The following is a 17,629-nucleotide window of genomic DNA, read 5'->3' on the forward strand; positions in this document are numbered from 1 at the left end:
AAGAGGGCACCCGCAGACGCTGAGAAGCGTTCTGTGAGTGCCCTCTGCGTGGGCTGGGGGAGGAGAGTTAGTTCCAGACGGGGGCGTCGGAAAGCTGCAGCTCGGAATAGCGCGCCTCCGGCACGGTGGCGGAGTAGGGCTGGCCCTGAGCCTCCCAGGTGAGGTCCTGGGTGCAGCGCACGTCCTGGCCGTCGGTGTCCAGCATGGTAAAGCCCCACACCAGCTTGCCCTGGGAGTTCGCCGGCAGCTCGTAGGGGCCGACCTCCTGGTTGAGCTTCCAGTGCTGCTCGTTGACGTAGGTGAAACCGTAGGTCTGGGTCAGCACCTTGGCCAGCTCGCCCTCGCCCTTGAGCGACCCGGAGACCTCGATGGTCTGGGTGCGGGACTGAGTGACGGTGTGGCTGACCGGGACCGGCTCGGCGTTGCGGTTGGCCACGCTCGTGGCGTCGGTCTGCTTGAACCAGCGGCGGGTGGCGGTGACGTAGGTGCCGTTCTCACCCGGCGTGGAGCAGTGCGTGCCCGGCTTGTGGTCCTCGTTCCAGCGCTGCGGCAGCTCGAAGTCCCCGCCGAAATCCGCGGCGTGGGCAACGGGGGCGGCCGCCAGCAAACTCAGTGCGGCGAAGGTGCTCGCGATGGACTTCTTCAGCACGCCTTAGCCCCAATCGTTGTTGTCGCGCGTGGAGACCTCGATGTGGCGCTCCTTCGGCAGGGTAGCGGTGAAGGTGCCGCCGTTGGCCTGCCAGGTGTTATCGGAACCGCAGATGGTCTTCTGGCCCTCGAAGTCGGAGACGACCCAGCCGGCGCGCAGCACGGCGGTCTTGCCCGGTGCGATGTTGTACGGGCCGACCTGCTCGCCCACCTCGTAGGACTGGGAATCGGTGTAGCTGGAGGAGAAGGTGAAGTTGATGAGGTCCATCAGCTTGAAGTCCACACCGGCGGACACGTTCCAGGTCTTGGTCTTGGTCTCCGTGATGGAGCGGGTGACCGGCAGCGGCTCGTCGTTGTAGTTGGAGACGGTCCAGGAACCGGCGGAGCCGTCGAAGTAGGTGCGCTTGATCTGCACGGTCTGGCCGGTATCACCCGGGTTGGCGCAGTGCTCGCCGATGGTCGTCGGATTGGCCGGGCCCAGGTCGCGCGCCGGCAGGGCGTTGGCGGCCGGAGCGAAGAGGATGCCGGAGGCAACGGCCAGCGCGGCGGCGGTGGAGGCAATCTTGGTCTTGAACATAGTGATAACTCCTTGAGAAGTGTGGGTGATGATTAGTAGATGGTCTGGGTGGCTACGGGCAGGTCACGGTAGTCATCCGGGGTGACGTCCTCGGTGCGCGTGGAGCCGTCCTTGCCCGTGATGGTGGCCTCCGCCCAGAAGCCGCTGGGAGCGGTGGTCTGCTTGTAGTTGGAGGTCAGGCTGTACTTGCCGTCCTGGCCGCAGTGAATCTCGCGGTAGTTGATGCGGGTCATGGTGGTGCCGTACTCCACGCGCACGCGCTCACCCGGGGCGAGGTCGACGTGCTTGAGCTCGGTGCCCACCGGCATGTAGGCGCGCTTGACCGCACCGACGGACTCCAGCCAGCCCTTCGGAATATCGCCGCGGTTGCCCTGCCAGTTGGTGTACGGCGCGTGCTCCGCACCCACGACGAAGTCCGTGACCGGCGCGTACTCGTAATCACCCTTGGACCAGTTGAGGAAGTCGGTGGAGTAGCCCGGCTTGCGGAAGGTAGGGGTTACCGCGGTGATGTCCAGCGGGTACCAGGAGCTATCGCGGCCCTCGCAGGTCTCGCCCTCCTTAGGCCAGGAGGGATCGCGCTGCAGGTCCTCAGAGGGCTGCATGACCTCGTCCTTCTTCGGGTCCGCAATCTTTTCCAGGCTGGGGCCGGAAACGGAGGTGTAGTTGCCCTCTACCGGCTTGGAGTTCGCGCCCGGGGAGCGGGACGGGATTTCCATGGCCAGGTCAGAGATGGAACCGTCTGCCTTGATGATGTAGGCAAAGGCGTAGCGCTCCGCTGGGCCCTTGCCGCGGATGACGTTGGCGCCCGGCATGTTCTCTACGCGGTCGTCGTTGCAGCCGACGAACATGGAGATGAAGTCCTTTTCCACTACGCCGTACTCCACGCGGAAGGACTCGCCCGGCTTGAGGGTAACGGGGCCGAAGGTTTCCTTATCGTGCCAGCCGTTGCTCATCTTCAGGCCGATATCGGACTTAGCGGTGGTGTCCCAGCCAGAAGGCATGGCGGCCTTGGAGTTGGCCTCAATCTTGTGATTGGTGCCCGTCTCCACGGAGGCGGTGTATGGCACCTCCTGGTTGGTGGTGTTTTTAAACTGCAGGGTGCCGTCGCTCAAGTAGCGGCGACCCGTCTCCGCAAAGTGCCACTCCGGGGTATCCGACTTTTCACCGGTGAGGCTGCAGCTCTTGTAGAGGTTCGTGATGGGGTAGGCCTGCGGCATGGGCGGAACGTTGGCCGCCTGCGCCACCGGCGCGAGGAACGCTGCCGCAGCCACCGTGGCGGCCAGCGGCGCGAGCGCGCGTACTCCCTTGATGTGCACCTGTATACCGTCCTTAAAGAAAGTTTAATAATGGTTGGTAACTTCTTGAATCCTGGGATAATCCTAGGTCCCGGGGTGGCGCAGTATCAACGTTGCTGAAGAAATAATTTTCACGTTCGCAAGAAAGTTAGCGATGTTAATGGGCGCCCGTCCAGCCTTTTGATCTTTCGTGCACCAACTATTGATTGACCCCGTGTGGAGGTGGTTGTATCTGGCGTGCTGATGGGCAAAGAGCTGGCAATAGCCTGAAAAGGCGGGCGCGTCCGCCGTGGAGGCGCCCGAACTAGTTTCCCCGATCTCCTCCCCCGTGGTGAAACCCCGCCGCGACTGTCGACGTGTCACGGTGTATCAAGCTTGGACGCGCCTTCCCCAGAGTCCCCGCCCTCCCGCGGCGCTCAAGGGGAGGGGACTGTCGAACCTGCGTTCTTAGAACAGGTCCCAGATGGTGATGCCCAGGATGATAGAGCCCAGGACGAAGACGAAGTAGTTCCACGGATCTCCGCGGAACTTCTTGTACTCCTTGACGCGGTGGAACATGTACACCGGCAGGAGGAAAATGAGGACGGCATCGAATACGCCGCCCACCACGTAGATGAGGTTGAGGATCGGCGGGTTGAATACCGAGACCAGCGTGCCAGTGATGAAGATGAACGTGTAGACCACGGTTAGCAGCGTGCGGCGGTTGAGGCGGTTCGCCGTGCGCGGCGCCAGGAGGCGCACCATGTAGGCGGTGCCTTCCTCCGCGCCCAGCATGGTGCCGAAGTAGGACGTGGCGATGGCGAAGATGACAATCAGGGGAGCCAGCCACGCCAGAACTTGCACGCCGGTGACGTTGGCAAAGTAGGACAGGACCGGGATGTTCTGCTCGGAGGCCTCCTGCATTCCATCGGCACCCAAGGCCAGCACACAGGACCACACGAAGAGCATAGTGAAGATAACCAGCAGTGCGGCGGTGTAGAACTCGATGCGGGATACGCGCTTTTCGGTGTTCTTCCCGTAGGTGGGCTGCATGTCCACGGACATCTGCGACAGGGCCGCCATGTGGGAGAAAGAAAACGCCAGTACCGGCAAGATGAGCACCGCGCCGAGCAGCACGTACGGCCAACTGCCGTCCTCATACTTCACGTCCACGAAGGCCTGGAGGTCCCACTGCGGGATGAGGTACAACGAGGTCGCCGCCAGGGAAATGATGAGGGGGTAGACCAACATCTGGGCCAGCCACAGCATGGGCTTGCGGCCGACGGCGAAGATGCCGGTCAGGATTCCCACGCACAGCACGGAGAGAACCCAACGGTTCACGGAGGGGCCGTGAAGTTGGTTCACAATGAAGCTGTCGATGGCGTTGGTCAACGAGATGGCGTAGATGAACACCGTGGGAACATTCGCCAGCGAATACATCAGGGCCACGAACAAGCCGGTGTTGCGCCCGAGGTACTTGCGCACCAACTCCAGGATGTCCAGCCCGTAGTCTTGGCGGGGCGCTCCCGCGACGATCCGCGCGTAGGTACGGTGGGAAAAATACACCAGGGGGAAAATTATCACCGTGGCAAAGGCCAGCGGCCAGAAGCCGAAGGAGCCCGCTTGCAACGGTAAGAACAGGATGCCGGCGCCCATGGCGGTGCCGAAAAGGGCGAGCACCCAGCTCAGTGCGGTGCCCTCGGACTTGGCAGGGGCGCCCGGGTTGGGGGCGCCGTCGGCCGTTGCGGAATACGGCACGGCGTCTTCATTGGAAGTAGTCATTAATATTATTCTCTAGTAGTCAATGGCGTCACGGATAATCGGGCAGGTCATGCAGTGTCCACCACCGCGTCCACGCCCCAGTTCCGCAGAGCCAATCTCCACTACCTCCACGCCCGCAGCCCTCAGCTTCTGGTTGGTGTGCTTGTTGCGGTCATAGGCCACCACCACGCCCGGCTCAATGGCCACCACGTTGTTGGCATCATCCCACTGCTCGCGGGCGGCGGTGTAGGAGTCACCACCGGTCTCCACGACGTGGAAGCTGCCGATGCCGATCGCCTTGGCGACGACGTCGAGGAAAGACTCGGTGGGCAGTTCGACGTCGAAAGGCGCCGTGCTTGTGGCCGGATGCAGGACAATCGGCCGAATCGTATCCACCACCTTGGGGTAGGCGGTGACCTTGTCCGCGTCCAGGAAGGTAAAGACGGTATCCAGGTGCATCGACGCGCGGTCTTCAGCCATGGCGGCGATGATGATCTTGCTGGCCGCGCCTTCCTCGAACAGGCGCATGGCCAGCTGGCTCACGCCCTGCCATGTGGTGCGCTCGCCCATGCCGACCAGGACGATGCCCTTGCCTATCGGCATGATGTCACCGCCCTCGAGCGCCGCCAGGCCCGGGTCCTCATCCGTGTTGCCATACCAGAACTTAAAGTCCGCCTCCGCAAACCGCGGGTGGTAGTTATAGATGGCCCGGGTGAGCAGGGTTTCCTGGTGTCGGGCAGGCAGACACATGGGGTTGAGTGACACCCCACCGTAGATCCACGCGGAGTTGTCCCGGGAGAACTGCGTATTGGGCAGCGGGCGCAGTGCGAACTCCGACGGTCCGCTGACCTCCCGCATCGCGTCGATGATGCCGTGGCCCAGCCCCTTTGGGATTTCGGCGAAGGGAACCCCGCCGATGAGGAGCTCCGCCAGGCGCGCGGTGGGCATCTCCTCAAACCAGTGGCGCAGCTCGCCGCCCACGCCCACGCCGACGTTCTTATCCAGCAGCTTGAAGTCCAGGATGAAGTCGCGCCCAGCCGGGGTGTTGAGCGTCTCCTCCAGCAGTGTGTGCATCTCCAGCACCTCGACGCCATAGCTGCGCAGCTTGGCGACGAACTCCGCGTGGTGCCGCTTGGCCTCGTCGACCCACATGACGTCGTCGAAAAGCAGTGCTTCACAGTTGCTAGGAGTCAGCCGCTCGTGAGCCAGTCCCGGTGCGCACACCATGACTTGGCGGAGCGTGCCCGCCTCGGACCAGACGCCCAATGGAGGAGTTGTCATCTGAGTGAACCTCTCTGTGCTCGGTGGATACCGCCCAGCAACGCGGTGAACCGCGCCACCGAACGGTGGTTAGTGTGAGTTGGGTGACAACACTATGACGAGGCGGGGATATTTTCAAACACCTAGCCTCGTGCGAAAGTCCCTGTGTACGCGGGTTTTGCGGCGAGATGCATAGTATTACGGAAAGCTATTCATTCCGCGGGGTGACCCGGCTGACTGTTGGGGTGTGTGCGCCTTCGCTGAGGGGAATGCCATCTATGTGGGGCGATGCTCTGGCGAAGGATGCGGGCTACAGATTGTGACACACGTGAATAAGATGAGAGCTGGCGAAAATTCTGCGCGGAAATTAGAAATGCCTAATGTGGGGGTGTGTGCAGGGGTGGGGTTCGGTTGGGCGGATTGTGTGCTGTCGGGTCGTGCTGGACGCTACATATTTAAACTATTTTAACGCCTTAAACATCTATATAAATTGATGTATAAACTCGCTTTCAATGTTTCCTTTTGCGCCTAGAATGAATCGGGCGTACTTACTGCGGGCGTGTGTTAGTTCATTGCGCCGGGTGCGTATATGGGATACCCAAAAGGAATGGAAGCATATGGCAACACGAAGCGATATGTCGCGCCGGTATAGCGACATGACGTCAAGCGTCAATCAACTGAGAGACACTGCGCAGAAACAACTTCGTGCAACACGTGTCGGAAACGCGATTGCTGCGTCCGCCGCTGCATTGAACCACCGTGACCAGCAGACTACGCACCGTCTGTTGGAAGAGTCTATTGAAGCGCAGAGAGAGCAGACTCGCCAAATTGTGGGTGAACTACGCACGATTGATAAGTCAATCAATGCTTTTGCCCAGAAAACGGAAGAGCAGCTTGAGGATCTCAAGCACATCAACTTCGCTCAATGGCGCGATGGCGTGGGTAGAGATTACTACTACAACTACAGGCCACAAGCGAAGAAGTATCTTGAAAATTTCGAGAACCTATCCAATGCATGGCTGCGCGTAGTTTCGGCGAGAATGGTTGATGTGGTCCAGGAGTTCCCGCAGTGGAAGGAGCAGCACTGGCGCTCCGATGCCCTCCACACCGGTGTGTTCATCGATCCCCCTAAGCTGGAGGCTCCGCCGGTAGACAAGGAATTGCCACCGCAAAAGGTTCCAGACGGAGTTGCAGGGTTCGCCATGATCATCGGCCCGTCCGTGGTGATCATGATCTTGGCTGCAATTCTTGTTCCGATCATCGGCGGAATTGGTGGAGCCCTCACGCAGGGGTCGGTCAGTAGCGACGTACAGAGCAAGTTCGATTCGTTGGCTGAAGAATACCCTGAATTTGTGGAAAATCAGGAGGATCTCATTCCTGAATTCTATGATGCGTCTGAAGCCCAGATGCTGCTCAATGAAGGCTGCACGGCGGAGACCATGCAGGAAGACCTCGATCGCGCTTCTTCGAAGGGCGCTGAACTTGATCCGGCAGCCTTCCCCCAGGACCCTGCGGGCGTGGAACGGTACTGCTCGACGCGAACGGACGTGTTGGAAGCTGCCCGCGACATGGAAAGCCAAGCCAGCCAGGGCGTGAATAAGTTTGCAAGCATTTCAGTGGCGGTCCTTGGACTGGCGTTTGTTATCGCTTGTATTCTTCCGTTCCTCATCGCCTACCTCCGGCGCACTATGCGGCAGAAGCGGCGTGAAGTTGAGCAGCAGAATCAAGCTGCTATTGAGGCTTGGCGGCAGCGCGCCGAACAAAGCAAGGTCGAATTCCAGCAGCGAAACGAACAGGCACGCGAAGAAGCTTTTGAAAAATTCCAACAAGTTTTGGGCGTTCGACTCAATAAGAACCTCGGCACCCTCTGGGCAGATACGTCGACGCGCAATATGGCCCAGACGTTGTCCTCCATCATAGAAAACGAATTGCGCCGGCCGCCGGTGGTGGAGGAGCTTCCGGAGGTTGGAGAGCTTAGGATCAATCCTCAAATTCCGACCGTACTGGGTAAGGCGCTCGTTAGCACTAAGTAGGCTACCGCAGCTCTAAGCATCCTTGTCTGGGACGACCTGGGGCAACCTAGGGGAAACAATTCCAGACAAGGATGTTGTCATTTTGCGATGCACGAGCTCTGGGCTCCTCCACGTGGAACCGCTAACATCGTGGCGGGCGCTTCAGCCTTGACCTTGTCAATCGTTGACGCGGGAATTCGCGAGCCCGGCTTCCTGTTGAGTACCATGCTTACCGTCGCTGTATAGACACCAGCCGCCTTCGCGACGTCGCCCAAAGTTACTCGTTTAACCACGTCAAAAGTATAGGAGACGCAGCGGGACTGAGAACATCGAGCACAGTAAGAGAACAGACGATTGAGGGGAGTGCACGCTTCATGGAGTTCGGCGGTTGAGAAATTGAGTCGTGGGATTGAATGTTCACCCAGAGTTTGCTCGAAATACGAAAGTTCTCAAGCTGCGCCCGATAAGAATTTTTCCATGCGCACAACTCACATTGCTCTAGCCCTGTTCTCTCTTGTCTCGCTGCCGGCTGCTCATGCAACTGCGGTGGAAGCCGAGCCTGCTCACTCTGGCACCGTTAACGGGGACGTCGTGTACTTCCAAGACATGAAGGAGTTTGAACCTCGTACATGGGATGACGGTTCCCGCCAGGGCGGAATTGCCTACCTTGCCACCGCGCTTGAACGCCTGCGGCAGCAGGAAGGCGATCCGATCGTTGCTTTTGGCGGAGAGCTCGCTGCCGGAAGCCTCTTCGGGTCCGTATTCCGTGGTGAGCCTTTCGTAGATGCCTTCAATGACCTTGGCGTAGACGTGGGAAACTTTGGAAACCATGACTTTGATTACGGGGTGGACCACACCCGCGACCTAATTGACAAGGCCGAATTTCCGTGGATTTCGAGTAATCTAACCACGCAGGGCGGTAACCCAATCAGCGAAGACGGGACAACGTTTCAGGCTAAGTCTGGTGACCTCAACGTTGGGTTCGTATCCCTCACGGCTGATCTTGACCGCACTGTTGCTGCCAAGGACGTCGTGGTTGGGGACTTCGTTGAGGCGGCACGGGGAGGCGTCGACAGGCTGCGTGCACAAGACGTGGATGCAATCATCCTGCTGAGTCAGATCTCCAAGGATGACACGATTCGAGTGATGGATGCTGTTCCCGAACTCGCTGCGGCGCTGCGCGAAGAAAATGAAGCGCAATCGCCGGAAGAGGTGACGTTTACCGCGGATGGCCGGCCCATCGTCGCACCGCGCGCTGATTACGGCACGTTAGTCCACCTGGATATCTCCGTTGACCGTTCAACTCAGAAGAGCTCGGTGAAGGTAGAAAATCACGCGGTAAACCCTTCCTTGCCTGCTAACGCACAGTGGGCGGCGCGCTCCGAAGAGCTTTATGGCGAGCTGGACCGTCAGCTCAGCGAGGAGCTAGGCACGGCGTCGAAGCCGCTGACCAAGGCCGAGCTTGGTCCCTTGGTGGCCGACGCCTACCGGGAGCACTTCGACACCCAACTGGGCTGGCAGAACGGTGGCGGTCAGCGTGCGGACCTCGAAGCAGGAACTCTGACTCGGAGGGATGCACAGTCGGTGCTGCCGTTCGGGAACTCGCCCGTGGCGATTCGTGCAACGGGCTCTCAGATCAAGGATGCCCTGGAAAAGGGCATTGAATCCAACCCAGCGGGCGGAAACGGATTCCCCCGGACCGCCGGATTCACCTTTGACTACGACGAGTCAGCACCCTTTGGTAAGCGCGTGACCTCAGTTGAGCTCGAGGACGGCACCCCGCTGGATATGGACTCAACGTATTCGCTGGCCATTAGCAACTATGTGGTCAACGGAGGCGACAAGGTCGATTCTTTCGGCGATGCTGACGTCATCTCGACGGGCACGGCAATCGACGTCGATGTCTTTGCCGAGTACATCAAGCGGCATCGCACCGTTCCTCCCGTAGAAACGAGCGATAGCCCCGACCACCCAGCACAAGAGGGGAGCGCCGACGTGTCCTCCGGCGGGTCCTCGCGTAGTGCAATCATCGCTGTCGGAGCAGTCGTTGCCCTGCTCGGTGCCCTTGCAGCATTCATCCCCAAGTCTGTTTGGGAAGACGTCGCTCGGTATCTCTGGTCATTGGTTCCACCTGCGTGGAGGTAAGGAGGCGCTTGAGTCTTTGGTTACGGCTCCTTAACCAATCTGCGCACGCGTAGTGCAGTCAATCTGCGCGTAGGGTTGTCCCTTTTTGTCAATGCTGGTCATTGCGTAGTTTCCACCGTAGGCGCGGCAACCGGTATATGTGTCTACCGGGTTGCTGGGTGCAGGTGCGGCCGGGGCCTGGTACGCGGGCGCGGCCTGTTGAGCTTCTTGCTGCGCGCGACGGGCAGCCTCGGCTGCTTCTTGCGCGGCCTGGCGTTGTGCAGCTTCTTCGGCTTCGCGCGCGGCTTGTTCTTCGGCGCGCTTCTTTTCGCGTGCCTCCTCAGCGGCCGAGATCTTGCGATTAAGATTGTCTTTTTGCTCAGTGGCGTCTGCATCTAGCTCTTGCAGGAATCTTGCGTATTTATCTCCGAAGGCAGCCTTGTGGAAATCAGACTGTTCGTTCAGTGACTTCTCCAACTTGGAGATTACGTCCTTTGCAGCTAATACGCGCTCCGCATAGTGGCGCGCCTTGTCTAGTTCCTCGTCGTTCCACATGTCATCAAAGCGGAACTGCTGTGCTTCGTCGACTGCTGCTCGTGCATCCTCATAGGACTGGTACGAGTTGGTAGTGCCGAAAACGCATTCCGGGCCTACCGAGTTAATGCCCTTGCCAGCGGCTCGGGCTCTGTCGGCAGCTGCGGATACGTCGGGGAAGAAGCGGGTGTTGCTGCCCACCTTCATCGGGACGGCAAGGCCCTCCTCAGCTACCGATGCATTTACGAGTGAGCCTTTTTGAACACACCGGCTAAGGTGCGACCGTACTGATCCTCGCGGTCTGTGTCGTACTCGAGCGTCACTACTGTTCCTGTGGGGAGCAAATCCGCAAGGTACTGCTTTGCTTCTTCTGCCAAACACTCCTTGCCCATTTCTGGTGTATCGATGTTGAGCAGGCGAACGCGCGTAGACGTGCCGTCCTGAGTGACGTCGATTGTATCGCCATCGACGATGCTCTGGACTGTAATCACGTCATCGGACGCATCCGGTCCAAGGACCGAATACGCGCCGTAACCTACGCCACCTATTGCCAGCAATCCAGCAACAGCTTTGAAGAATCCCATTTCAGAAACCTCATGAGAGAAAGAGAGTAACAAGAACATCAGGAGTATACCCTCATGGATTTGGGGTCACGGGCGGCCGGTCAACGGTGCACTTGCGTCATCCATGTGCGTGGTGAGGCTTCACGCCGCACTTGCCGACGCCCCTCCCTCTGCCACTGCGGAAGCACCCGCGTCGACAGGTGTTGCATTCCCGGCAAGCGGAGGAATAACTCGGGATATGGAAACTCTGCGCGAATAGTAAAGAAGCAAACGTGCGGGGGCAGGGGTGGCGTGCAGTCCGGGGCGAAGACAACCGCCTATGAACTAGCAGACAACCTAGACAGCGGCACCAAGTCATCGCCATCTTCTAAGGCCCAGAACTCTTCGCCCCTAAGGTTCGTCACGCCGAGGGAGTGCGCGGCTTCATCCAGTGAGTCAAAAACATTGATGCCATCGATGACAAGGTGGCCGTCCTCATTAATGACGGCATCAACAATCCAATCTGGATCAACCGGATCGAGAAGGTCGCCGGATTTCAAAAGTTCGGCCTCAAAGAACTCTTGCAGGGTCCGGGATGCGGCACGCTCCTCCACGTCAGTCGTTGAAATAACGGGTGCAGAATCAGCTGTGATGTGTGCGAAAGCATCACGGATAACCACGGCAATGAGCTTGCGGCGGTTGGAAAGGAACTCGTCGTAGTCCATGTCTTCCCAACCCTCAGGAATGGCATGCCAGTACATTTGCTGCTTGAGCCATTCTTCGCCTTGCGAGCGCTTATCGACGAGCTCCTGCCAGTAATCCTTCGGAGCTCGATCCGAAATATGGATGTTGGTAGCCCAATCTGTGGGAGCAAAGTTAGCGACCTGATTGATGCGCTTGAAGTCCGTAATTCCCAAGACCTTTTCCTGGTATTTGCGCGGGAAAAGATGGTGCCCCTCGGTACCTTTAGCTGCGGGCTGGTTGGGATCCATCCAGTCACGAACGCGCTCGTTGAGCATGAACATCTTTGCATCCAGAATGTTCAACGCTGCAAGGTAGCACTGGTAGTGCGGTGACAGCGAAGCACCGGATGTAACCAAATTCTGCGGCAGATTGAAACGCCAGTAGTCCTCGGTGAGCTGAGTAGCGATTGTGCGGTTGAGCAGCTCTTCGAAACCATACGCATCCCCTTTGTCCAGCGCAGCAATCTGGTCGAGGTCTTTTTGAATTTGGGACTCGGACGAGCCCGTATAGCGGCCGGTGAGCTGCGACATGAAGAGCCAGCGGGCTACCAATGCACGAAGTCGAGCGAGTTCAACACCAAAGTCATTGCGACCAAGCAAGAAGATCACGTAAGAGTAGATGATATTCATGTGCGAGGTAACGTTCCGGTTGGTTCGGAATCCGGCTGCCTGAATCGAGCGAATGAATTCCGTCCAGTTCGTAGGATTCACAACGACCGGAAGGGCTTCCTTGAGTAGTCCGAGCTCGCGTTCTTGGCGCTCGGGGTTTACTCGGCCGGTGTGACGTTCCTTTGCCTGAAGGGCCGCGTAGGCGTCTTGCAAGCGGCCGCGCCTTTGTCCGACAGCAACCATCGCGCGAACAAGGTGGCCATTCTCCACGTCGATATAGGGATTGTGAGCAGTCCAACGGACTTCCTTTCCCAGTGCGGAGCTTGCATGCGCAGGAGACATCCGCGAGTTGCGTGAGAATTCTTCGATTTGCTCACGGCCTTCGGGCCAGAAAACACTCAGCCACGTCAGAATGTAGTCGTAGGCTTTCAGTCGAACGCCTTCTGAGTTGATGCGAACGAAGACGTCAGCAACGAGGCGCTTGTCAGCCTCGCTTTGAAGATGGACGACGTTGAATTGATATTTCTCAAGACCAGAAAGCTTGCTGAATACCGCGTGAATTGCCTCTTCCTCATCATCGCTGAGGGAGCCCCCTGATTCTTCATACCGGTTGAAGAAGGCCTTCATTGCTTTGAATGGGTTGGCGAAGTAGGTAGATATATCTTCGATCCATTCAGGAGACTTGGCAATAGGTGGCGTACGAACCTCAAACTTCTCACTGAAGGGATTAAATGCGATGCGGATCTGCTTCTCGTTGTAGTTGACGTCTCGGACAGGAAATCCTTTAATCGCCGCATAGAGGCTGGTCAAACGTTGTTGACCATCAATAATCTGGTGCTGGCCGATGAAATTAGCGTCACCCGAGATGGACCGTGACTCACCATCAGCAGCAACGTCCCAAAACATGAGCTCGCCTACGGGGTAACCGCGGTACATCGAATCAAAGAGGTCACGGACTTTCGACGTGGGCCAGACAAATGGCCTCTGGAGGTCCGGGAGTTGAATCTTTCCGGAGTGAACGTCATTGACTAGTTGCTGCACTTCCCACGAGACAGTGCGAAAGATGGAGGCCATGGAGAGAGACCTTTCTAAAGGGACGGGAAAGAGTTGGTACGTCTATAGAATATCGCGCGCCTCTGACACCTCATCATGGGAGCGCGCTGGTGTGTCCCAGTAGTGAAATTGCTTCCGAGAGAAAGCTCTCGACTTTTGGCAACTCTGGCATCTGGGTCGAGCCCGTCTCTGATGCCAAAGGATTGAGACATTTACACCCTTGAGCTTTCCGGGCCTTGGCCAAGAGGTGAATGATGTCGCTACGTAGGCGTTCGACAAGGCCGGTAGTCGAATTTTTGCTCAGAGTCATCCAACTGCGTATGAGTGAAGTGCTTCGTCCTTGACAGTATTGAAGGGCTCAGTTTGCCTATACTTTGCGCCAGTGATGAGGGAAGTCCTTTCGTGAGTGCCGGGGTCATCAGCAGGGGCAAACCCACAATCCTGTATTACCTCATTGCGGCCTACCAGCAGTGATGGTGTTGCTTCGAATGTAGCCGTAAGACGGATTGGCGTGCCGAGTGTGCATGACGGGACAATGGCACACTGCCCCTTTGAAGACTTGTGAAGTTTATGAATTTTGTGAATTCTTTGAAGTTTCTAGGCGGACGGCGGCAGTCAGGCCGGTTGTCCGTCGGAAGACGACTCTGATGACCAGCGGGCCTAATCCTTGCTAGGGAGACACCTGAATTCCAGCCCTCTTGAAGCGATCTGGCTAAGTTCTGCTGAATGACTACTACCTTGGCCAACCTGGTCTCTCGTGCGTTACGCGAATTCGCCTTAGCATGTGTACAACGCGCCTCGCCGAATACGATTGGGGGTTAAAAGTGTGTCCGCCCGGATGTAATCCTCAGCCGGGCGGGCGACGTCGCCGACAATGTGTTTGACGGTTGACTACTAAGATTCCCGTTCAGCGAGAATTAGAGAGGCCAGTTTGTGCGGTTCAATTTCAGATGGCCAGCACGGCAGCGAACCAGTCGGACTCCATGCGATAACCCATGATTCGCGCTCTCTCTCGGAACTACCGCCATGACCTCCTTCATCAACGTGACCGTGGTCAGTGGTCACGACGACGAGCCAATCTTCGTCGTAGTTGGTTGCGCGCTGCTCTACTGCAGAAACAACTCGCTCAATATGCTGATCAACTGACTGGATCGCCTTGCGATATTCGCTCCCCATCAGACCATATACGTGACCGGCATCGTCCACGCTGCAGCAATACATGAACCCCACATCAAAGCTACCGCTGCGGACTGCTGCCAGGGTGAAGTCAGCAATCTCCGCATCGATGCGTTCATAACCATAAGTCTCGCCATCGCGGGCAATTACACGGTGGAGACCGGCGTATTGCTGCTCGATTCGAGGATGGATGATGGGGCCAAGGCCGCTGGGATCAACAAGTACTGGCCAACCTGCTGCGGCGAATGTTCGTGTTGACTGGTCCCTGTAGAAGGCTTGCGACAGGAAATCAGGGCAGTTCCATGTTCGCCCACCCACGCAGCTGTTATCCCTAAGTCCGTGTTCTGCGTGTGTGGAACCCGTAAGGATACTGGCCCAGCCTGGTGCAGAAATCGTCGGAACTTCCATGTGCATGGAGAACCAATGCCCTTCCCCTGCGAGCTTTTGAAGGGTCGAACCGACTTCCTGCTCGGCAGCAATGTCCCATCGAACCCCATCCACACCGATCAGCAAAATTCGTCTCTTTGCGCCGGCATTTTCGCTGTTCTGAACATTTTCGGGATTACGCATTCGCATTTCTCTTCCTGTTGGCCCTTGCAGATTCAGCTAACTCGGAGTCAGTCGGGAGGTCCACAACGGCATCGTGGCGCATGGTCTCTAAGCGCACCTGACTTCCAGAGGGGAGCTCATTGGCTTCACGGTCGGGCATGTCTACACGAATTACTCCGTTCCCGGGCCCCGCAAGCATTACCGAAGTGAAAATTCCGCGAAGCTGCTTGTTAAGCACACGATAGGAGCCAGTGGAATCCGGAGTCACGCGGAGATCTTCAGGGCGGATGAGACAGACCAATGGATCGCCGTCAGATGCCTCCACTTCAGAATTCACGACGTCGACCCGGGTATTGAGTACGTCTACAGCGCCAGCGTTGTACTCACCGCAGATACGGTTTACAACCCCAACGAACTGGGAAATGAAGGGGGAACGCGGGTGGTGGTACAGCTGTGAAGGGGTCCCGATTTGCTCGATTACTCCATTGTTCATGACACCAATCCTGTCGGCCATGACAAGAGCCTCCTCTTGATCATGCGTGACCAGGAGAGTGGAAATTCCTTCAGAGAGCTGAATCCTTCGGATTTCATCTCTCAATTGAGTTCGAACCTTTGCATCGAGTGCAGATAGAGGCTCGTCGAGAAGCAGCAGCTGGGGCTCGATAGCCAGTGCACGCGCAAGTGCAACACGCTGTTGCTGGCCGCCTGACATTTGCCCGGGGAACTTCATCGCATGCTCTGAAAGCCCTACGAGTTCTAGGAGCTCACCTGCGCGATTACGGCGATTGCTCTTGCTGTGACCTCTAATCTTCAAGCCGTATGCAACATTGTCAATTGCATTGAGATGGGGAAACAGTGAATATGCTTGGAAAACGATCCCCATGTTGCGGCGACGGGTAGGAAGGTAGGAGATTTCGTCGCCATCGATACAAACAGAACCTTCATTGGCCTGCTCAAGACCTGCAAGGATTTTAAGGGTTGTCGACTTGCCGCAGCCCGAAGGTCCAAGGAGAGCTACAAGTTCAGCCTTGCCGATCTCAAGATTGAGGTTGTCAAGGACGGTCTTTGAGCCGTAACGCTTGGTAATGTTTCTTAATTCTACGTGTGACGGTGTCACCTTACTTTTCCTTTCGGGCGGAGTCGATCTTTGCGATAGCGGAGATAGACGCCATAAGCGCCCAAGTGATGAGAATCGTAATGAAAGAAAGAGCAGCAATGCCTCGGGGGTTATTGCGTGAGACTTCCACAATGAAGACTGGGAAGGTGTAGTGCAAGAGCAGTGACGCAATCGCGAACTCACCAAGAGTCATCGCAATAGAAAGCAGGGAAGCCGAGAGCATTGAGACCCGGAGATTTGGAAGCACGACATTGAACAAGGTTTGGGATGACGTTGCACCGAGTGAAGAAGACGCCGCGAACATGGTTTTGAGGTCCAAAGCCTTGACTCCGGCGTCGATTGCGCGATAGCACAAGGGAAGCGCCACAATTACGTACAGGGGCACTAACGACCATTTTGATACTAAGAAGGATGGGGCCACTGCGCGATAGAATTCCGACACACCTGATACCAACGCAACCGCAGGAATCACTAGTGGAAGAACAGACAGGAGCTCAGCTATTCTTGCCAACCCTGGGGAATGGAGGTTGAGGAATACGATTGTCGGAACCAAAAGGATGAGCATTAATAGGGTGGTCGCAACAGCAAGCAACAAGGTGTCGAGCACTGCTGAGACTGCACGTGGATTGTCGAATGCCGAGAGAAGCGGTTCGAGCGTAAATCCGTCGCCAGGTCGTGTGAATCCAAAGACGGCGGCAGCAATCCAAGGGCCGAAGAAAAAGACAAGTGCCACAACAAGAATGGTCGTAACCACCCAGTTAGAATTCCGTGTTCCATCCTTGCGGTGAACGCTTTCAGGTGTCTGGTTCGACCTATTGTCGAGTTCTGTGGCTAATTGCTGAGCCATTTGTCACTCCTTCGGGTGAGAACAAGTCGCAGACCCATCGCAATAAGGATGATGATCATCATCCAAGTCACCAGTGCAGCGGCTAGGCCAGGGTTCAACAGCACGTTTCCACTAATGAGGAATCCGATCACGATTGGAATGAGGTTGAGTGAGCCTCCTGCCAAAGCGTAAGCCGTTGCGTATGCCGCAAAAGCATTAGCAAAGAGAAGGAGCAATGAACCAACAATTGGGGGCCAAAGAACTGGTAGCGCAACATCTCGAAGAAATTGCATTCTTGTAGCTCCGAGTGATGAGGCGGCGTCAAACCATTCCTTTTTGAGCGAACTCATTGATGGAAGCATCAGTACGGTCATCAGGGGGACTTGGAAATAGAGATATACAAGTGCGACACCAGCAAAGTCGGTGATTGAAAATACCTCACCGAAGTTTGGAAATACTTTCCGAATTACTCCGGTCAGCAGGCCGTTGGTTCCAAGAAGTGCGATAAATGCATACGCCAGTTGTACTCCGCCTGATTGTGCCGCCAAGGCGGAGAAACTATTAACCAAGTTAGATAGCCATTTTGGCCCGGAATTCCTGGAGGTTAACGCCCAAGCGATACCTAGCCCAAAAATGCCTCCAACTATCGTCGTGAGTAGTGACAAATTGAAGGTTAAGAGGAAGGCGTCACGATAAGTCGAACTAACCGCCTCAGCCATAGTTTCAGTTGAAGGCTGACCAGTAGGATCCTTGAATGCCGTAACTACATTGGCAATGATCGGGATGATCAAAAAGGCTGAGACGAAAGCGAAATATGGGAGGGC

At 57.0% G+C, this 17,629-nt stretch carries 15 protein-coding genes; 2 read left to right on the forward strand and 13 right to left on the reverse strand.

Annotated features, from left to right (window positions below):
* Positions 1 to 67: 67 nt before the first annotated feature.
* The 5 genes from ACKFR8_RS11855 to ACKFR8_RS11875 all read right to left on the reverse strand — a co-directional run bounded on the left by ACKFR8_RS11855 (position 68) and on the right by ACKFR8_RS11875 (position 5,541).
* Complete coding sequence (locus ACKFR8_RS11855) at positions 68 to 649, reverse strand: hypothetical protein (RefSeq protein ID WP_408930178.1); 582 nt, start codon at positions 647 to 649, stop codon at positions 68 to 70.
* A gap of 3 nt (positions 650 to 652) precedes the next feature.
* Positions 653 to 1,225, reverse strand: a complete 573-nt coding sequence (locus ACKFR8_RS11860) for a hypothetical protein (RefSeq protein ID WP_408930179.1) — start codon at positions 1,223 to 1,225, stop codon at positions 653 to 655.
* Positions 1,226 to 1,257: 32 nt separating this feature from the next.
* The gene (locus ACKFR8_RS11865) at positions 1,258 to 2,541 is read right to left on the reverse strand and encodes a hypothetical protein (protein ID WP_408930180.1); all 1,284 of its coding nucleotides are present in this window, start codon (positions 2,539 to 2,541) and stop codon (positions 1,258 to 1,260) included.
* Between the two features lie 426 nt (positions 2,542 to 2,967).
* Positions 2,968 to 4,281: an amino acid permease gene (locus ACKFR8_RS11870; protein ID WP_306507161.1), complete on the reverse strand. Its 1,314-nt coding sequence runs from the start codon at positions 4,279 to 4,281 to the stop codon at positions 2,968 to 2,970.
* A gap of 12 nt (positions 4,282 to 4,293) precedes the next feature.
* A complete protein-coding gene (locus ACKFR8_RS11875; protein ID WP_408930181.1) occupies positions 4,294 to 5,541 on the reverse strand; it encodes an arginine deiminase in 1,248 nt (415 codons plus the stop codon).
* A 596-nt stretch (positions 5,542 to 6,137) separates the two neighbouring features.
* Here ACKFR8_RS11875 and ACKFR8_RS11880 point away from each other — a divergent pair.
* Entirely contained in the window at positions 6,138 to 7,553 is a 1,416-nt protein-coding gene (locus tag ACKFR8_RS11880; RefSeq protein ID WP_408930182.1) for a hypothetical protein, read from the forward strand.
* A gap of 77 nt (positions 7,554 to 7,630) precedes the next feature.
* Here the strand turns inward: ACKFR8_RS11880 and ACKFR8_RS11885 are convergent, their stop codons facing one another.
* On the reverse strand, positions 7,631 to 7,825 hold the full coding sequence (locus ACKFR8_RS11885) for a LacI family DNA-binding transcriptional regulator (RefSeq protein ID WP_408930183.1): 195 nt from the start codon (positions 7,823 to 7,825) through the stop codon (positions 7,631 to 7,633).
* A 184-nt stretch (positions 7,826 to 8,009) separates the two neighbouring features.
* On the opposite strand from ACKFR8_RS11885, the gene ACKFR8_RS11890 reads away from it, so the two are divergent.
* Positions 8,010 to 9,677, forward strand: coding sequence for a bifunctional metallophosphatase/5'-nucleotidase (locus ACKFR8_RS11890; RefSeq protein WP_408930184.1), 1,668 nt, complete (start codon positions 8,010 to 8,012; stop codon positions 9,675 to 9,677).
* A 30-nt stretch (positions 9,678 to 9,707) separates the two neighbouring features.
* Here the strand turns inward: ACKFR8_RS11890 and ACKFR8_RS11895 are convergent, their stop codons facing one another.
* From ACKFR8_RS11895 to ACKFR8_RS11925, 7 genes are all read right to left on the reverse strand, one after another.
* Positions 9,708 to 10,391 carry a hypothetical protein gene (locus ACKFR8_RS11895; protein ID WP_408930185.1) on the reverse strand — a complete coding sequence of 228 codons (684 nt, stop codon included), beginning with the start codon at positions 10,389 to 10,391 and terminating at the stop codon, positions 9,708 to 9,710.
* Positions 10,392 to 10,432: 41 nt separating this feature from the next.
* Positions 10,433 to 10,813, reverse strand: coding sequence for a thermonuclease family protein (locus tag ACKFR8_RS11900; RefSeq protein WP_408930186.1), 381 nt, complete (start codon positions 10,811 to 10,813; stop codon positions 10,433 to 10,435).
* A gap of 257 nt (positions 10,814 to 11,070) precedes the next feature.
* Positions 11,071 to 13,158, reverse strand: coding sequence for a GmrSD restriction endonuclease domain-containing protein (locus tag ACKFR8_RS11905; protein WP_408930187.1), 2,088 nt, complete (start codon positions 13,156 to 13,158; stop codon positions 11,071 to 11,073).
* 873 nt (positions 13,159 to 14,031) lie between these two features.
* A complete protein-coding gene (locus tag ACKFR8_RS11910) occupies positions 14,032 to 14,883 on the reverse strand; it encodes an alkaline phosphatase family protein (protein ID WP_408930188.1) in 852 nt (283 codons plus the stop codon).
* Positions 14,876 to 15,979 (reverse strand): ABC transporter ATP-binding protein, encoded by a 1,104-nt coding sequence (locus ACKFR8_RS11915; RefSeq protein ID WP_296131906.1) that lies wholly within the window; start codon positions 15,977 to 15,979, stop codon positions 14,876 to 14,878. Before ACKFR8_RS11915 ends, ACKFR8_RS11910 begins: the two co-directional genes overlap by 8 nt.
* A 1-nt stretch (position 15,980) precedes the next feature.
* Positions 15,981 to 16,826, reverse strand: a complete 846-nt coding sequence (locus tag ACKFR8_RS11920; protein WP_408930189.1) for an ABC transporter permease — start codon at positions 16,824 to 16,826, stop codon at positions 15,981 to 15,983.
* Entirely contained in the window at positions 16,811 to 17,596 is a 786-nt protein-coding gene (locus ACKFR8_RS11925; RefSeq protein WP_296131912.1) for an ABC transporter permease, read from the reverse strand. Before ACKFR8_RS11925 ends, ACKFR8_RS11920 begins: the two co-directional genes overlap by 16 nt.
* Between the last annotated feature and the right edge of the window lie 33 nt (positions 17,597 to 17,629).

This window comes from Corynebacterium axilliensis, assembly GCF_046097495.1.
Lineage (GTDB): Bacteria > Actinomycetota > Actinomycetes > Mycobacteriales > Mycobacteriaceae > Corynebacterium.

Bases quoted from the DNA above. Each gene is read 5' to 3' on its own strand.
- ACKFR8_RS11900 (WP_408930186.1), bottom strand. From the start codon at position 10,813: ATGTTCTTGTTACTCTCTTTCTCTCATGAGGTTTCTGAAATGGGATTC.
- ACKFR8_RS11860 (WP_408930179.1), bottom strand. From the start codon at position 1,225: ATGTTCAAGACCAAGATTGCCTCCACCGCCGCCGCGCTGGCCGTTGCC.
- ACKFR8_RS11880 (WP_408930182.1), top strand. From the start codon at position 6,138: ATGGCAACACGAAGCGATATGTCGCGCCGGTATAGCGACATGACGTCA.
- ACKFR8_RS11875 (WP_408930181.1), bottom strand. From the start codon at position 5,541: ATGACAACTCCTCCATTGGGCGTCTGGTCCGAGGCGGGCACGCTCCGC.
- ACKFR8_RS11910 (WP_408930188.1), bottom strand. From the start codon at position 14,883: ATGCGTAATCCCGAAAATGTTCAGAACAGCGAAAATGCCGGCGCAAAG.
- ACKFR8_RS11890 (WP_408930184.1), top strand. From the start codon at position 8,010: ATGCGCACAACTCACATTGCTCTAGCCCTGTTCTCTCTTGTCTCGCTG.
- ACKFR8_RS11905 (WP_408930187.1), bottom strand. From the start codon at position 13,158: ATGGCCTCCATCTTTCGCACTGTCTCGTGGGAAGTGCAGCAACTAGTC.
- ACKFR8_RS11920 (WP_408930189.1), bottom strand. From the start codon at position 16,826: ATGGCTCAGCAATTAGCCACAGAACTCGACAATAGGTCGAACCAGACA.
- ACKFR8_RS11870 (WP_306507161.1), bottom strand. From the start codon at position 4,281: ATGACTACTTCCAATGAAGACGCCGTGCCGTATTCCGCAACGGCCGAC.